This window comes from Microcystis sp. M083S1, from assembly GCF_020246405.1.
GTDB classification, from domain to species: domain Bacteria; phylum Cyanobacteriota; class Cyanobacteriia; order Cyanobacteriales; family Microcystaceae; genus Microcystis; species Microcystis aeruginosa_C.
In genome coordinates, this window is record NZ_JADBTB010000065.1 from 16,166 (window position 1) to 32,371 (window position 16,206).

At 42.7% G+C, this 16,206-nt stretch carries 12 protein-coding genes; 6 read left to right on the top strand and 6 right to left on the bottom strand.

Annotation, left to right across the window (positions count from 1 at the left end):
- Positions 1–53: 53 nt before the first annotated feature.
- The 4 genes from IM450_RS05920 to IM450_RS05935 all read right to left on the bottom strand — a co-directional run bounded on the left by IM450_RS05920 (position 54) and on the right by IM450_RS05935 (position 5,151).
- Positions 54–1,742, bottom strand: a complete 1,689-nt coding sequence (locus IM450_RS05920) for a SulP family inorganic anion transporter (protein ID WP_287667591.1) — start codon at positions 1,740–1,742, stop codon at positions 54–56.
- 128 nt (positions 1,743–1,870) lie between these two features.
- Positions 1,871–2,554 (bottom strand): Mo-dependent nitrogenase C-terminal domain-containing protein, encoded by a 684-nt coding sequence (locus tag IM450_RS05925; protein ID WP_002804186.1) that lies wholly within the window; start codon positions 2,552–2,554, stop codon positions 1,871–1,873.
- Positions 2,555–2,793: 239 nt separating this feature from the next.
- A complete protein-coding gene (locus tag IM450_RS05930; protein ID WP_002797870.1) occupies positions 2,794–4,179 on the bottom strand; it encodes a UDP-glucose dehydrogenase family protein in 1,386 nt (461 codons plus the stop codon).
- Between the two features lie 45 nt (positions 4,180–4,224).
- Positions 4,225–5,151: a UDP-glucuronic acid decarboxylase family protein gene (locus tag IM450_RS05935; protein ID WP_002804188.1), complete on the bottom strand. Its 927-nt coding sequence runs from the start codon at positions 5,149–5,151 to the stop codon at positions 4,225–4,227.
- Positions 5,152–5,323: 172 nt separating this feature from the next.
- Between IM450_RS05935 and polA the strand changes: the two genes are divergently transcribed.
- The 3 genes from polA to IM450_RS05950 are packed head-to-tail and all read left to right on the top strand — an operon-like array spanning position 5,324 to position 8,729.
- A complete protein-coding gene (gene polA, locus IM450_RS05940) occupies positions 5,324–8,194 on the top strand; it encodes a DNA polymerase I (protein WP_287667596.1) in 2,871 nt (956 codons plus the stop codon).
- Positions 8,195–8,198: 4 nt separating this feature from the next.
- Complete coding sequence (locus tag IM450_RS05945; protein WP_002736270.1) at positions 8,199–8,444, top strand: hypothetical protein; 246 nt, start codon at positions 8,199–8,201, stop codon at positions 8,442–8,444.
- Positions 8,445–8,480: 36 nt separating this feature from the next.
- Positions 8,481–8,729, top strand: a complete 249-nt coding sequence (locus tag IM450_RS05950) for a heavy-metal-associated domain-containing protein (RefSeq protein ID WP_002754697.1) — start codon at positions 8,481–8,483, stop codon at positions 8,727–8,729.
- A gap of 285 nt (positions 8,730–9,014) precedes the next feature.
- Here the strand turns inward: IM450_RS05950 and IM450_RS05955 are convergent, their stop codons facing one another.
- Together IM450_RS05955 and IM450_RS05960 are read right to left on the bottom strand one after the other, a co-directional pair.
- Positions 9,015–9,305, bottom strand: a complete 291-nt coding sequence (locus IM450_RS05955; protein WP_016517134.1) for a nucleotidyltransferase family protein — start codon at positions 9,303–9,305, stop codon at positions 9,015–9,017.
- 23 nt (positions 9,306–9,328) lie between these two features.
- The gene (locus tag IM450_RS05960; RefSeq protein ID WP_287667599.1) at positions 9,329–12,856 is read right to left on the bottom strand and encodes an N-6 DNA methylase; all 3,528 of its coding nucleotides are present in this window, start codon (positions 12,854–12,856) and stop codon (positions 9,329–9,331) included.
- 499 nt (positions 12,857–13,355) lie between these two features.
- On the opposite strand from IM450_RS05960, the gene petC reads away from it, so the two are divergent.
- The 3 genes from petC (at position 13,356) to IM450_RS05975 (ending at position 16,120) form a co-directional block, all read left to right on the top strand.
- On the top strand, positions 13,356–13,895 hold the full coding sequence (gene petC, locus IM450_RS05965; protein WP_002781457.1) for a cytochrome b6-f complex iron-sulfur subunit: 540 nt from the start codon (positions 13,356–13,358) through the stop codon (positions 13,893–13,895).
- Positions 13,896–13,938: 43 nt separating this feature from the next.
- Positions 13,939–14,925, top strand: a complete 987-nt coding sequence (petA, locus tag IM450_RS05970) for a cytochrome f (RefSeq protein WP_002754684.1) — start codon at positions 13,939–13,941, stop codon at positions 14,923–14,925.
- A gap of 133 nt (positions 14,926–15,058) precedes the next feature.
- Complete coding sequence (locus IM450_RS05975; protein WP_287667602.1) at positions 15,059–16,120, top strand: mannose-1-phosphate guanylyltransferase; 1,062 nt, start codon at positions 15,059–15,061, stop codon at positions 16,118–16,120.
- The last annotated feature ends 86 nt before the right edge of the window (positions 16,121–16,206 follow it).

Below are 16,206 nucleotides of genomic sequence, written 5' to 3' on the forward strand. Positions count from 1 at the left end.
ATGGGAGGGGAGGTCGGCGATGACCTTCTCGACCCCTAATGATTTAGTATCAGTCAACGATGTTTAAAAGCTTCGATCGCCGCCGGCAAAGTATAGTAAATCCTCTCCTCGCTAACTTTATCTAACAAGCGAGAAAGTTGCAATTGTAAGTACAGATCGTGTTTAACCCTAGCGAGAGCGAAAACTATACCCTGTCTTGATAATTCTGATGCTAATTCCTCAAGAATCTCCACTGCTGTACTATCCAATTCCCCAAGGGCCTCCGTATTCAAGACAAACCATTCTACCGGTTTCGTCTCCCGGGCAATGGCACTGAGAGCGCGACGTTTAAAGTCGGCCGCATTAGCAAAAAATAAGGGGGCATCGTAACGATAGATAACTAACCCCGGTATTGTTTGCGCTTCTGGCCAATCCTGGAGTGCGTGTAAACCCATCACCCCCGGAACCGTACCCAAGACCGCATCATCGGGCCGAGTAATGCGGGCCAATAAATCGATAACCGAGAGACCGATGGCGATGGCAACCCCGCTTAAAATCCCCGTGGTTAGCACCCCCACCATGGTCAGGACAGCGAGATTAAACTCACTATTGCGAAAGCTTTTTAGTCGTTTAGCACCGGCAATATCCACCAGTTTACAGGCTGCATAAATCACCAGCGCACCCAAAGCGGCCTTGGGAAAGAGTGCCAGTATCGGACCGAGCAGGAAAATGACCGCCACCACCACCACTGCCACCACCAGGGAGTAAAGCTGACTTTTACTGCCCACGGAATCGCCCACCGCGGTGCGACTGGCGCTGCTGCTGATGGGAAATCCCTGACAAAAACCCGCCGCCAGATTCCCCAGTCCCAGGGCTAAAAATTCTTGATTGGCATCGATTTCTTGGTTATGACGTGCGGCGAAGGCTCTAGCGGTCAAGACGTTATCGGAATAGCCCACCAGGGCAATGCCGACGGCTGCGGTCACTAGGGGTAGTAATTGGGAAAAATCTAGGGTTGGTAAGCCAAAATTGGGCAAAGTATTGCTAATTTTCCCCACTACTGCCACCCCTTCTCGATCAAGATGGAGGGTGGCGACGGCGAGGGTTCCCAGTAAAACTGCCAGCAAGGGACCCGGTGCTTTGGGAAAATATTTTTGGATGATAAATAGAAATAGTAGCAGCAATAAAGCTAGGCTAAGGGTTGGCCAGTGCCATTGGTTTATTCCCCAGAAAAAAGCGAAAATTTCTCTAAAAACCGTATTTTCACGGATTGACAAACCACTAATTTTACCCAGTTGTCCCGCAATCATGATCACCGCCACTCCCGCCATATAACCGATCAGGATCGGTTTGGAGAGTAAATTAGCTAGAAATCCCAAGCGGGCGATATAACCAACTAAACAGATTAAACCGACCATTAGGGCTAAAAAAGCCGCTAAACTGCCGTAATTTTCTCCTTGAAGGCTCACCATAGGTGCGATCGCTGCCGCCGTCATCACTGCCGTGGTCGATTCCGGTCCGAGGGATAGTTGCGATGAGGATCCGAAAAGGGCGTAAACTAGGGCGGCTGGCACGAGAGTCCACAATCCCACCACTGGCTCGACCCCGGCCAGGTCGCCGTAAGCCATACACTGGGGAATAGCGTAGGCCGCCACGGTGACACCGGCGAGGATATCTCTCCCCAGCCACTGCCATTGATAGGATCGCAGGTTTTTTAGCCCGGGTAAATCAGGAAAATCGACTCGTCGGGAGTTTTTACTCATAGTTTCTCTCTTAACGGCGACTTCACCTAATTTTAACGGAGGAATTAGCTAGGAAAAGCCTTGAGGCTGAGATATTTTCTGTCAGCAGGATATTTATACCATTTTAGCGGTAATTTTAGTTAAACTGGCTAAATATACTCGGAAATATCCTCTTGACAATCATCGGCTAAGTATGATAAAGCCCGGAAGCGTAAACCGACTAATTGCTCGTAGAGAGGATTTAACTTGCACAGAGGCGGAATATGGACTAATTTATGGCCAAAAAGCACGATATCGCGTTCAAAAGGACATTGAGGCGGCACCATTTTGCAGATAAACCGGGCCAAGCGCGGATCGTGCATTTCCACCCCATCTAACCAGTCTTTGAGGGGATGCAGCAGATCCGGGTGGGGATGTTCGGCACTGATAAACTCGGATTTATTCGCTTCCGTGGTAATTTCGGGAATTTCACAGATAGTATGTTCTAAAGCTGACAGGGCCTCGATTTCTAACCCGAAAGCATCCCGATAACTACGCAGTAATTGCGCTTCTGCGGGGGAATAAATGCCATCGGCGATCGCTACCATAACCGCCGTGCGGAGGAAGTTTTCTGATATTTTGGGGTCATGACCGAAACTTGCGGCCAATTCTTCGGGACTAATCGACTGATAGAGAACGTGGTCGTCATCTAATTCTAATTCGTGAGCGAAACGGGCGATCGATTCCTGTTCGCTGGCGCTATAATCCCCATCACACCAGGCAATTGTCAGTAATCCCCGTAACCAGTCCCTAACTTGTTCGTTAGTGTAGCGGTATTGAACAGAGCTAACCATAGGTATTGCTAAAACTGATTTCTAGTTTCTCAATTCAATTCTACCTATCGCCCCCGGATTCTAGTAGCCCCGTTCACATCATGTAACTATAGCCAATAACCCTATGGTTAGCTAGGAATTTTTGGGTTTTCAGGCGGCATAATCGGGCAGTTTTCGCCCCTAAGAGCAGGGGTAAGGGTTGGTGCTTATTGTCCCTTCCCCAACCGCGTCATTCCTGCTGAAAAGGCGGATTCCTGGGATTAACGGCCAATACCGAGGTAACGGAAACCGGCTGCTGTCACCACCGCAGGATCGAGGAAATTGCGACCATCAATTAACACGGGTTCGCGCATGGTTTTAACCATTTTGCCGTAGTCGAGACGGAGAAATTCTTGCCATTCCGTCACCACCACCAAAGCGTCACAACCATCGGCCAATCTTTCTGGATCCGATTCGATAATCACACCGCTTAGACCGTGACTTAAACCACTTTGGGAAACGATCGGATCGTATGCTTTTACCTTAGCACCTAAACGATTTAACTGTTCGATCATGGTTAAAGCCGGAGCATCGCGCATATCATCGGTATCGGGTTTAAAAGTTAATCCCAACAAACCGACGGTTTTACCCTTGAGGATTTTTAATTCCTGTTGCAGTTTTTCGATCGCAATTGTCCGTTGACGTTTGTTAACATTGATAGCGGCGTTAAGTAATTCCGTTTCGTAACCGTAGTCTTCTGCGGTATGTACCAAAGCCGACACATCTTTGGGGAAACAGGAACCCCCCCAACCGATCCCGGCCGAGAGGAACTTGCTGCCGATACGGGAATCTAAACCGATACCTTTAGCCACTTGGGTGACATCGGCCCCGACGCGATCGCAGATATTAGCTACTTCGTTAATAAAGCTAATTTTGGTGGCTAGGAAGGCATTAGCGGCGTATTTAATCATTTCCGCCGAACTGAGATCCGTAACCACCACGGGAACGGGAGGCAAGGAGGGATCGTCAGCGAATTGGCGTTTAACCAAAGGAGCGTACAATTCCTTCATCATTTCAATGGCTTTCGGGTTATTACTGCCTAAAACAATGCGATCAGGGTTAAAAGTATCATAAACTGCCGAACCTTCGCGTAAAAATTCGGGATTGCTGACCACATCGAATTCCGCTTCGATACGTTCTAGTGTACTAATACCGCCAACCGCAGCTACGAGATTTTTTTGTCTTTCGGCCACGCCATCGAGGACGATCATCCGTACCCAATCCCCAGAACCGATGGGAACGGTCGATTTATTGACGATTACTTTATAACCACCGTTGAGATGGGCCCCAATACCCCGGGCCACCGCTTCCACATAACGAGTGTCACTTTCTCCCGTGGGTAGTGCAGGTGTACCAACAGCGATAAAGAGAATTTCACCGTGTTTAACTCCCGCTTCTAGGTCCGTGGAGAATTCCAGATTGCCAGAGGCTGCCGAAGACTGCATTAATTCTGATAACCCCGGTTCATAGATGGGAGATTGTCCCGATTTCATCAATTTGACTTTTTCTTCATTGTTGTCAATACAGATGACATGATGGCCGATATGTGCTAGGCAAACCCCCGTGACTAAACCCACATAACCGGTTCCGATAACACAAACACGCATGATAATTACTCCAGTGACAATTAAGTTAAATTTATTGATTAGGGATTAGCTGAGACGAGAACGGAAATCCTCGATCGTCATTTTTAAACCCTGACTTAGAGGAATAGTTGGACTCCAATCCAGATAGGTTTTAGCACGAGTGATATCTGGTTGTCGTTGCTTGGGATCATCTTCCGGCAGTGGTTTATAGACCAATTCGGCCTCGGGATTAATCATGCCTTGGATCACTTGCGCTAATTCCAGAATTGTGTATTCGTCGGGATTGCCGAGATTAACTGGCCCGATAAAGTCCCCATTCATCAAACGCATTAACCCTTCCACCAGGTCAGAAACATAGCAAAAACTGCGGGTTTGGGAACCTTGACCATAAACCGTCAGGGGTTCACCGCGCAAAGCTTGCACGACGAAATTACTCACCACTCGACCATCGTTTTCCAGCATTCGCGGGCCGTAGGTGTTGAAAATCCGGGCCACCCGGATATCGACCTTATGCTCCCGATAATACTCAAAAGCCAGGGTTTCCGCCACCCTTTTACCCTCGTCATAACAGGAACGCGGTCCAATGCAGTTGACATTACCTCGATATTCTTCCGTTTGGGGATGCACATCGGGATCGCCATAGACTTCTGAGGTAGAAGCGAGCAAAAATCGCGCTTTTACCCGTTTAGCTAGGCCCAGCATATACATAGTCCCTAAAACATTGGTTTTAATCGTTTTGACGGGATTATATTGATAGTGGATTGGGGAAGCAGGACAGGCCAGGTGATAGATTTGATCGACTTCTAAACGGATCGGCTCGGTGATATCGTGACGAATTAGCTCAAAATAAGGATTTCCTAGCCATTTAACGATATTTCGGCGCGTCCCCGTGTAGAAGTTATCCAGACAGATCACTTCATGACCCTGTTCCATCAAGCGATCGATTAGATGGGAACCAATAAAACCCGCACCGCCTGTAACTAGGATTCTCATGTAATCGAAAAGTACTCATCTAAAATTATTATTAAAATACCCTTACGCTGGCTTTTTGGCAAATATTTTTTTTGACAGGGTGTTATCAGCGATCGCCGATTCAAGGCTAATGGCTGAATAATGGCTCGGTAATCCTTAAAATGGAAATAACACGCAAATTTGAGGCTAGATTATGAACAGTGGCGAGCAAAATAAGCTATTTATCCTGATCGATGGGCATTCTTTGGCTTTTCGTGCCTATTATGCCTTTGCTAAGTCTCGCTCTGGTCCTCTGCGTACTTCTAGCGGCATTCCCACCAGTGTTTGTTTTGGGTTTTTAAATTCTCTGCTGCAGTTACTAGAAACTCAAAAACCCACTTATTTAGCAGTTGCTTTTGATTTAGCAGTCCCTTCTTTTCGCCATGAAGCTGATGTCAATTATAAGGCTAATCGGCAAGAAACTCCCGAAGAATTTCGCCCGGATTTAACTAATCTGCAAAGTCTCTTGACAGTGATGAATATTCCTATTGTGACTTCCCCCGGTTACGAAGCAGATGATGTTTTAGGAACTTTGGCAAAACAAGCCGGTGATCATGGTTATACTGTTAAGATTTTAACAGGCGATCGAGATTTATTCCAATTGGTAGATGAGGAGAAAAAAACCACGGTTCTCTATCTGGATATTAATGCGGTAAAAAGTACATCAGGACAGGGTTATACAGAATTTAATTCCCAAGCTGTCACGGAAAAGTTAGGGGTGACACCAAAACAGGTAGTAGATTTTAAAGCTCTTTGCGGTGATAAGTCTGATAATATCCCTGGGGTGCGCGGAATTGGCGAAAAAACAGCGATAGATTTATTAAAAAAATACGATAACTTAGAGGATATATATACCAATCTGGAATCGATTAAGGGAATGGTAAAAACTAAATTATTAGAGGGAAAAACCGCCGCCGAAAGTTCTCGCTATTTAGCCAAAATTGCCCTTGATGCCCCCGTTAGTCTCGAAGAGGATAAATTTCGTCTCCGAGGTTTTGATCGGCGTTTAGTTAAACCTTTATTGGAAAAATTAGAGTTAAAGAAAATTCTCCAGAAACTCGATCAAATTCAACAGCATCTAGGTGGCACTCCTACCCTAGAATTAACTAGCGATGCTGATTCTAATCAATTGTCTCTGTTTGATTTACCCCCTATTTCTCCACCGGTTCTAATTGCTCCCGACATTATTGATACTATTCCTAAGTTAGATGCTTTACTGGCAAAATTAACAACTTTCACTAATCCACATTTTCCCGTCGCTTGGGACACCGAAACCACGGATTTAAATCCTCGTGTAGCCAAATTAGTCGGGATCGGTTGCTGTTGGGGAAAAGAATTAAATTCTATGGCCTATATTCCCATAGGCCACCAGAGCGGTGATAATTTAAATCTAGAGATAGTTCTCGAAAAATTACGCCCAATTTTAGCCAGTGATAATTATCCGAAAGTCTTCCAGAATGCGAAATTTGATATTGATGTTTTTTATCATCAAGGAATTACCGTTAAAGGTCTAGTTTTTGATACTATGGTGGCTAGTTATGTCCTCCATCCCGAACTAACTCATAATCTCGAAGATTTGTGCGATCGCTATTTAGACGGTATCACTTCCCTTAGTTATAAAAGTCTCGGTATTCCTACGGGAAAAACCATCGCTGATTTAGATATTGCCACTACTGCTACCTACTGCGGATTAGATGCCTACGCTACCTATTTACTTCGAGAAAAATTACAGGCAGAATTAACTAAAATTCCCCCTTTATATCAATTATTCTCTGAAATAGAATCTCCCTTAGTGATGGTGCTGTGGCGAATGGAAAATTATGGTATAAAAATTAATATCAATTATCTAAAAAACTTATCCCAGCAACTAGAAAGAGACTTGGCAGACATAGAAAAAAAAGCTTATGAATCCATCGGAGAAACCTTTAATCTTGGCTCTCCTAAACAGTTAAGTGAAATCCTCTTTGATCGATTGGCACTCAATCGCAAAAAATCCAGAAAAACTAAAACAGGTTACTCCACCGATCAAAGTGTTTTAGAGAAACTACAAGGCGATCATCCCTTAATTGATTATATCCTTGAACATCGCACCTTATCTAAATTAAAATCCACCTATGTGGATGCTTTACCGAAATTAGCCGAACCAAAAACCGCAAGAGTGCATACGGATTTTAATCAAACCATCACCAGCACCGGACGCTTATCATCCTCCAATCCTAACCTACAAAATATCCCCATTCGCAGTGAATTTTCCAGGCGAATTCGTCAAGCTTTTATCCCCGAAGATGGTTACTTATTGGTGTCAGCGGACTACTCACAAATCGAGTTAAGAATTCTCGCTCATCTCAGTCAAGAACCAGTTTTATTAGAAGCGTATCGTAGTAATCAAGATGTTCATAAAGTCACCGCTCAATTGCTCTTTGATAAAGGGGAAATTACCCCCGAAGAACGCAGTTTAGGAAAAACAATTAACTTCGGAGTTATTTATGGCATGGGAGCGCAAAAATTCGCCCGTGAATCGAAATTAACCGTAGAACAGGGCAGAAAATTTATTGAAAAATATCATCAACGTTATGCCCAAGTATTTGAGTATTTAGAGAATAGCAAAAAACAAGCAATTGCTCAGGGATATGTGGAAACAATTTTGGGCAGAAGACGTTATTTTAACTTCGATAATCCCCTCTTAAAAAGACTGCGGGGACTGTCCTTACATGACATCGATTTAGATAGCCTCAAACTCAACAACGAGGAAGCACAATTATTAAGATCGGCTGCTAATGCGCCCATTCAGGGTTCCAGTGCTGATATTATTAAAGTAGCGATGGTAAAATTGGCCGAGGTACTGCAAAATTATCGAGCGAGATTACTGCTGCAAGTCCATGATGAATTAGTCTTGGAAGTACCGAGGGAAGAATGGCCATCCCTAGAGTCAAAAATCAAGACTACTATGGAAGAAGCTGTCTCCTTGACGATCCCTCTCTTGGTAGAAATAAAAGCCGGTGACAATTGGATGGAAACCAAATAAAACTATGATCGAAAACAGACAATTTTTAACCCCAGAAGAATCCGCAGATGTGGACGCTGCCCTCTTAACTTCTCCCGAAAAATTCCTGACTCGTTTAACGATTTCTTCCCTACGCTTACTAAAAATAATCGCCGAAGATACGGGAGTAACCCTAGAAGAACTAACCCATAAACAGGTCATTCAATGGCTAGAAAAAGATAGTAAACTGCGTCGGGAACAGGGGATCGAAGCGGCAGTGCTGAAATGGTAAATAAACTCTTAAAAAATCAGCTACCCCTGACAATTTATGCTAGTTTTTAGCTATAAAGTTACTGGAGTTACAACAATGACAATTACCCTAAAAGTGCCTAGTATTGCCTGTGAAGGTTGCGCTAATACCATTACTAAAGCGATTAACAATCAGCAACCAGCAGCCCAAATATCGGTGGATGTAGCCAATAAAATCGTCACGGTAGAAACCACCGCATCCCGCGCAGAAATTGCCCAATGGATCAGCGAAGTCGGCCATACTGTTGAGTCTGGGAGTGAGGGTTGACATCCTCCCCCTTTAAAAATAGACCTCTGGTAAAAATCAAGGGTAGTTCTATTTTTGTGTTGATCAGATTAGTTTGACTCCCAAGCTTTCTAGTTGTTGGTTTATCCAAGCGGTTGCCGTTTCTTCCTCGGTTTCTATCGCTTTTTCTACTCCTATTTTAGCAATTTCTAATAGTTGTTTGGATTTTTGCTTTTAAAGCACTCTTAGAGTAAAGGTGCGATCGCTTTTAAAAGTTCTGTTAATTTATTTTTCCATCAGTATAGCGCAAAATACGTCTGATAGCATTTACAATGAGGCATATATAATCTGTGCTGATTCTAAAATGTTTTTACATCTTAGCCAGTTATCACTCCGTTTGAGTGCTGCTTTCACAATTAAATCTACTTTTCGATCAAAAATTGCTTGCAGTTCATCGCGCATTTGTAGGGTTTCGGTTAAACCTCGTTTAGCAGTTGGGGAAAAGGTAATTAAAATATCAATATCGCTATCTGAACGGAAATCTTCGCGTAAAACTGAACCAAATAATGCCAACTCGGTGACTTGCCACTTTTGACAAAATCCTTTAATTTGTTCCATTGGTAGATTTATTTTTGTGTTCATCAGATTAGGTTTACTCCCAAGCTTTCTAGTTGTTGGTTTATCCAATCGGCTGCCGTTTCTTCATCGGTTTCTATCGCTTTTTCTACTCCTATTTTAGCAATTTCTAATAGTTGTTTTGATTTTTGCTTTGTTTTTTTTGCACTCAGCATTTTTTCAGCTATAGAAAGCTGAGTATCTTTAGAAATTAGAGGAATATACATATTTTTAATAGTTGGCAAATCAGTATTTTGTCTGACGCTTGCTTGAGCGATATTTCGCATCAAGTAATATTCCTTAGCTACTTTTTCAATATAAAGAGCTACAAAGTAAGGATTAAATTTTGATTGATCTTTGATTCTAATTCTAATGGTAAAAGATGCAAAAATCCAACCAACTTGTTCATCTTCAACAACACCACAATTACCGACAGTTCCCATTTGAGATATGACTATATCACCTTGTTTTGTATAAACTTTTGAAGGTAAATTTTCTGTGTTGATAATTCTGTCTAATTGAGTAGTTATAATCTCGGTATTTTTAAGATTTAATCCTTTAATATATGGAACTCCCTCATCAGTTTCCGTATAGGGACTGGTGGGAACAGAACCATAGTTAACAAGAGAGCAAATATCCTCTACCAAAACAAAACCATTTGCTTTGATTTTATTTTCTACTTGATAAAATTTCGGTTGATAATACTCAGCATCCAAGCGTCCAGAAGACAAAAAAGACTCAGAAAAACTCTTAACGGCGATGCTTTCTTCGGTGGGTTGCCAATCTTTTAAACCAAGTTCTGTTAATAGTAAATTTTCTGCATCAGAATAAATATTTTTAGACATCTCAAGTAAAACACCACATTCAAAAACCAAATTTTTAATTTTTTTCTGAAAGTGAAAATTGATAATAGGCAACTTTATAGAGCCAACTTCAACAAGATTCATGTTGTATTGTCCTGTAGGTCTGGCAATTCTCCTAACTTGTTGGTTTCCGTAAAAACTACTTAAAAATACAAATAAATAATACGGATCAACCAAGTTTTTATCTTTAATTCTTAATAAACTCATGGCTTGTGTAATATTAGCCTTTGGAAAATTATCAGATATAAAAGCTACGCGTCCAATAACATCAGTAGTAGCACCAACAATATTAATTAATATATCTTCCGCTTGAAGCTGTGTATTTTTCATTCGCGTGTTAATTACCTCGTCAATAAAAAAATAGTTTTCTATATTGTTGTTTGTTAGTACATTATTCCTGATATCATTGGTTTTTAACAAAATTACTCCTTCTGCTAGATTTTCATCTCTATCTGGTGGTGTTGTACCGCTTCTGATTGTACATATTTTACTTAGCAACCAAGATTCTGTATTGTTAAGAATAGATTGTAAAAACTCCTTATAAAAGAATGTACTGTCTATTCTCGAAGAATAGCTTTCTTTCATAACTTTTTGAAAGCTGACTTCTGAAATTTCCAACCTATCCATTAACTGCTGATATTTAACCGCATCAAAAGCTCCCCCCTTACTCAGAGGGGAAAGGTCAAAAAAACTTAAATTCTCCTTTTTAGCAAACTCAATAAACGCCTCAGCGATACCATCTTCCGTTAATCCATCATGATTAAAAAGATCATGATCCACAATCCAATGATTATGTTTATCTAAGAGAAAATCCCCCGAATCATCAGACCCTTTAACATAAACTTTTTCTCCAGAATTATCCTTGCCCGACTTCTGCATCGTCGCAAAAAAGATATTATAATCATCCTGACGAGGACAAAGCGCGCCTATTTTGGGATCATCATTCCATTTTTGCACCAATAACACCGAGGTTTTTGTTCCTGTATGGGGTTTAAAAGTATTACCATGTAATCCCACCACTGCCAAAATTCGACATCTTTCGGCAATAAAATCCCGAATATTCTTATCAGAAGAATTATTAAAGCGTCCTTGGGGTAAAACTATCGCCATTCTTCCCCCCGGTTTCAAAAAGTCTAGATTGCGCTCAATAAATAAAATATCGCGTCCTACCTTAGTTTCCCATTTACCGTTAGGCTTTTTTGCTAAGTCATAACGAGCAATCATGCGCTGTTCTTTGATATCACCCGCAAAAGGTGGATTTGCCATCAAAATATCGAATTGAAACTCCCTATAGTCTGGACTTCCCTTTGGACGCAGTTTTTTCAAGCGTCTGAAACCTTCATGATAAACATCATCCCATTCTTCCTGTTGCGTCACCTCATCCCATAATTCATAATCTAGAGTGTTTAAATGTAGTACGTTTGTTTGTCCATCTCCAGCAATCAGATTGAGGGTTCGTGCTACTCTCACCGCTTTTTCATCAAAATCAATAGCAAACACCTTTTCTTCCACATATTCCTTACAACGGGGTGGCTTTTCTTCCAATGAAAATAAATGACTTACTTCTAATCCCTCATCCTCTAGAATCTGCCGCCAAACATGAAAGATCGTATGTACTGGAAAACCCGATGAACCAGCTGCGCTATCAATCATATATTCATCTTCTTGGGGGTTAAGCATTTTTACACACATATCAATCACATAACGAGGGGTGAAAAACTGTCCTTTTTCCCCTTTACTGCTTTGATTGATTAAATACTCAAATGCTTCATCAATTACATCCAAATTGGAGTTAAATAGCTTCACATTTTCTAAGGACGACACACAAACCGATAGATGAGAGGGAGCAAGGCCAATCTTGACATCCTCACTAAATATCCCTGGCCACTTTTTCTTAGCCCTATCAAACAAATCCTGAATCTTATTCTTGAGGGCGGCTTCCGTCTGTCCCGTATTGCGAAACTCTAGAAGGCGCGTCCTGCGGCGGTTTCCTTGCCCAGAATACCATTCATCATAGAGCTTGGCAAAAATCAGCTTAAATAATTCCTCAAAGACATCTACCCCCGCATTTGCTAACACCTCATCTTCCATTTCTTCGATTAGCGTTTTCAGAGATTTATTTTCTTTGACTAACTTATCCTTGGCGATTAAATCATCTAAAGTGAACTTAATCTGGAGAATATCTGCTAGGGTTTGATTAGAGTTAGGGATATCTGGAATATCTTCAAAATAATTGGGATCTTTGCGTTGATAATAGGAAATCTGATCGCCATTCGTCCAGACAGCCATCGGCGAACCTGTGGCATTACAATAGGAACGTAGTTGTGCTTTTCCATCCTTCCACTTCGGACTCTTTACCTCTACCAAAATATAAACTGTGTTCAGGCGATCTTTGTCCATCACCGCAATATCTGCTCGTTTTACCTCCCTGCCAAAATTCACCCCATACTCCACCTGAATGCGACTGAGAGGATAATTTAAGCGATCGCTTAAAACTCTTAAATATAATTGTCTAATCGCTTCTTCTGGGGTAAGTTTAATCTCTTTTTTCCGTACTAAGCAAATTGTATAGGGAGCTTCCCCATTTTTCGTCTTTTTCAGCGTAATTGTCTGCTCTAATTGCTCAATTTCCGTCGGCGTAAACTGGGACAACTTATAACTTGAGTCTTTGAGAATATCAGCTAATTTCATAAGTTAAAGATGATAGAGATAATTAACAAATTTGGAGATATTAATCTGAGTAGCTTTTATCTCATCTCAGTTCTGAGAGTAGGATAAAAGTTTTTATACCAAGCATTGAAAGTAATCCCAGCCTTGACAAATTGAGTTAAGTAATCTATTTATGCAAGACTTTTCCCTGTACCAGCCAGTAGGCATGACTTGAAATCATTGTATTCTTGGCTACTTAACTTAAGTTAAAGGTAGATGGGGACTTAACTTTCCATTGGATCAAATTTTTTAAGATTCTTTCGATGTTCGCGGTTTCTCATCTCGGCAAAAGCGAGCAAACAGCGATCGCATTTGGGGCAGCTTTGCTGTGGCAATTGTCCGTGACTCAATATCTGTAATAATCTAATACAGCCCTTGTAAACCTTCTTTAAGCTCTGGGTTTTCGTCTTGATCGAGATGCACAAAATCGCCCTTAGATGAGAATTAGTTTACAAAAATTTACATTTGGAGATAAGGAGCAATGAGTCAAGTTTCCGGTACAGATGTTCCCGATTTGGGTCGTCGTCAATTTATGAACCTGTTGACCTTTGGTACAATTACCGGAGTAGCAGCGGGGGCTTTGTATCCGATTGTTAAGTATTTTATTCCCCCCTCGGCCGGTGGTACGGGTGGCGGTGTCACCGCAAAAGATGCCCTAGGCAATGATGTGATTGTCAGTCAATTTCTGACCAGCCATAACGCTGGCGATCGCACATTAGCCCAAGGCTTAAAAGGCGACCCCACCTATTTAGTCGTCCAAGAGGACAAAACCCTGGCCAACTACGGAATTAACGCCGTCTGTACCCACTTAGGTTGTGTGGTGCCTTGGAATGCCAGCGAAGAAAAATTCATGTGTCCTTGCCACGGTTCCCAGTACAATGCCGAAGGAAAAGTAGTTCGCGGTCCAGCGCCTCTATCCTTAGCCCTCGCCCATGCCAACGTCACCGATAATGATAAAGTCGTCTTCTCCACTTGGACGGAAACCGACTTCCGCACCGGCGAAGAACCCTGGTGGTCCTAGATTATTCAATGTGACGAGATTTGGAATTATTCAACCGATAGAGATGAGAACATTCAACTTTTTAAGCTTCCCGCAAGTCCACAGACAGGCCCTAGTGAAAGCCGTCCTCGTGGCGATCGCTACCGTTTCCCTACTCCTAACCAGCGATGTCATTAACCCCCAATCTGCCCAAGCATATCCTTTTTGGGCGCAACAAACCGCCCCAGAAACCCCCAGAGAGGCCACAGGTCGGATTGTCTGCGCGAACTGCCATTTAGCCCAAAAACCCGCCGAAATTGAAATCCCCCACTCGGTATTACCCGATAGCGTCTTTGAAGCAGTGGTAAAAATCCCCTACGATCCCGCCAGTCAACAGGTGTTAGGCGACGGATCCAAGGGGGGTTTAAACGTCGGTGCAGTCTTAATGCTACCGGATGGTTTTAAAATCGCCCCCCCCGATCGCATTCCCGAAGAAATGCAGGAAAAACTCGGTGGAGTCTATTTCCAATCCTACAAAGAAGGTCAAGATAACGTGGTTATCGTCGGCCCCTTACCCGGGGATCAATACAAAGAAATCGTTTTCCCCGTCCTGGCCCCCGATCCTAGCCAAAATAAAGGTATTCACTTCGGTAAATATGCTGTGCATTTAGGGGCCAATCGTGGTCGCGGTCAAGTGTACCCCACCGGTGAACCCAGCAATAATAACGCTTTCAAAGCTTCTACCGCAGGTACAATTAGCCAGATCAGCAAAACCGAAGCCGGTGGTTATGAAGTCACCATCACTTCCGAAGCTGGCCCCGTGGTGGAAAATATTCCCGCAGGTCCTGAGTTAATCGTCTCGGAAGGTCAAGCGATCGAAGTGGGACAATTTTTAACCAGTAACCCCAATGTCGGCGGTTTTGGTCAAAAAGAGACGGAAGTTGTCCTACAAAATCCCGGCCGGATCAAAGGATTAGTTTTATTCCTCGGTGGTATTATGCTCTGCCAAATCCTCTTAGTTATTAAGAAAAAACAAGTGGAAACAGTACAAGCGGCCGAAATGAATTTCTAATCGCAATATTTCGGTTATTTTTGCTAGAAAGCGGGTTATTTGCCCGCTTTTTAGCTTTGGGTCGGGAAAACGCTCACCCCTCGCTGCCGTCTGATACAATCGGTTCAACTTAACCGATAAGTGTCAATTTTTTATGAATCAGTCGCTTGTTCCAGTCATTCTCGCCGGTGGTAAAGGGGAACGTTTTTGGCCCCTCAGTCGTCTAGCGCGTCCGAAACAGTTTCTCTGTCTTGATGGTAGTGGTCGCAGTCTTTTACAAGCAACGGCCGATCGTCTATTATCTTTAGCGGCAGGTTGGGAAAATCTCTGGGTAATTACCGCTAGTGCGATCGCTGATGGTGTCCGCGAACAACTGCCCGATTTACCGGAGAGTAACCTATTAGTGGAACCGGTGGGCAAGGATACGGCCCCGGCTGTGACTTGGGCTACCTTAGAAGTGGCAAAACGTTATGGTAAGGAAGTGGCGATCGGTTTTTTTCCTGCCGATCATTATATTGGTGATCAAGAGGCTTATATTAACACTTTAAAAGCGGCCGTAGAACTGGCCGTCAGCCAAAAAGCGATCGTTACTTTAGGGATTAAACCCGATTATCCCTCCACCGGTTACGGTTATATCGAACAGGGAGAAAATCAGGGCGAATTTAATGGTTTACCCGTCTATAAAGTGAATCGTTTTACGGAAAAACCCGATCGCACCACGGCCGAAAAATTCCTAGAAACGGGACTTTTTAGCTGGAATAGCGGAATGTTTATCTTTCAAGGACAAGTGGTTTTAGAGGAGCTAAAAACCCACGCTAATAATATTTTACAGCCTCTGATCGATCGGGGCATCGCTGCCTATGAGGATTTAGAGAAAAAAAGTATCGATTATGCTTTGATGGAAAAAACCCAACTCGCTTACGTTTTACCCGCTAATTTCGGTTGGGATGATCTGGGAGATTGGAATTCTCTGGAAAGATTACTAGAAGCAAAGGGCAAAAATATTGAACTGGCAAATCATGTCAGTTTGGACACGGAAGGGGCTATTATCTATGCTAGTGATGAGGAGGAAGTGATCGTTACTATTGGTTTAAAAGATCTGGTAATTGTTCGCGACGGTAAAGCGACTCTCGTTGTCCACAAAGATCGTACCCAAGATATTAAACAAGTTCTCAAGCACTTACAAACCGATCCCAAATTAAAGAAATTGTTATAGGATCGATAAGGGGTACATCTCATTTTTGTAAATCTACTAAGTTGGGATTTTTTAAGGGAAACTTCCTACTAAAATCGGGCGTTACT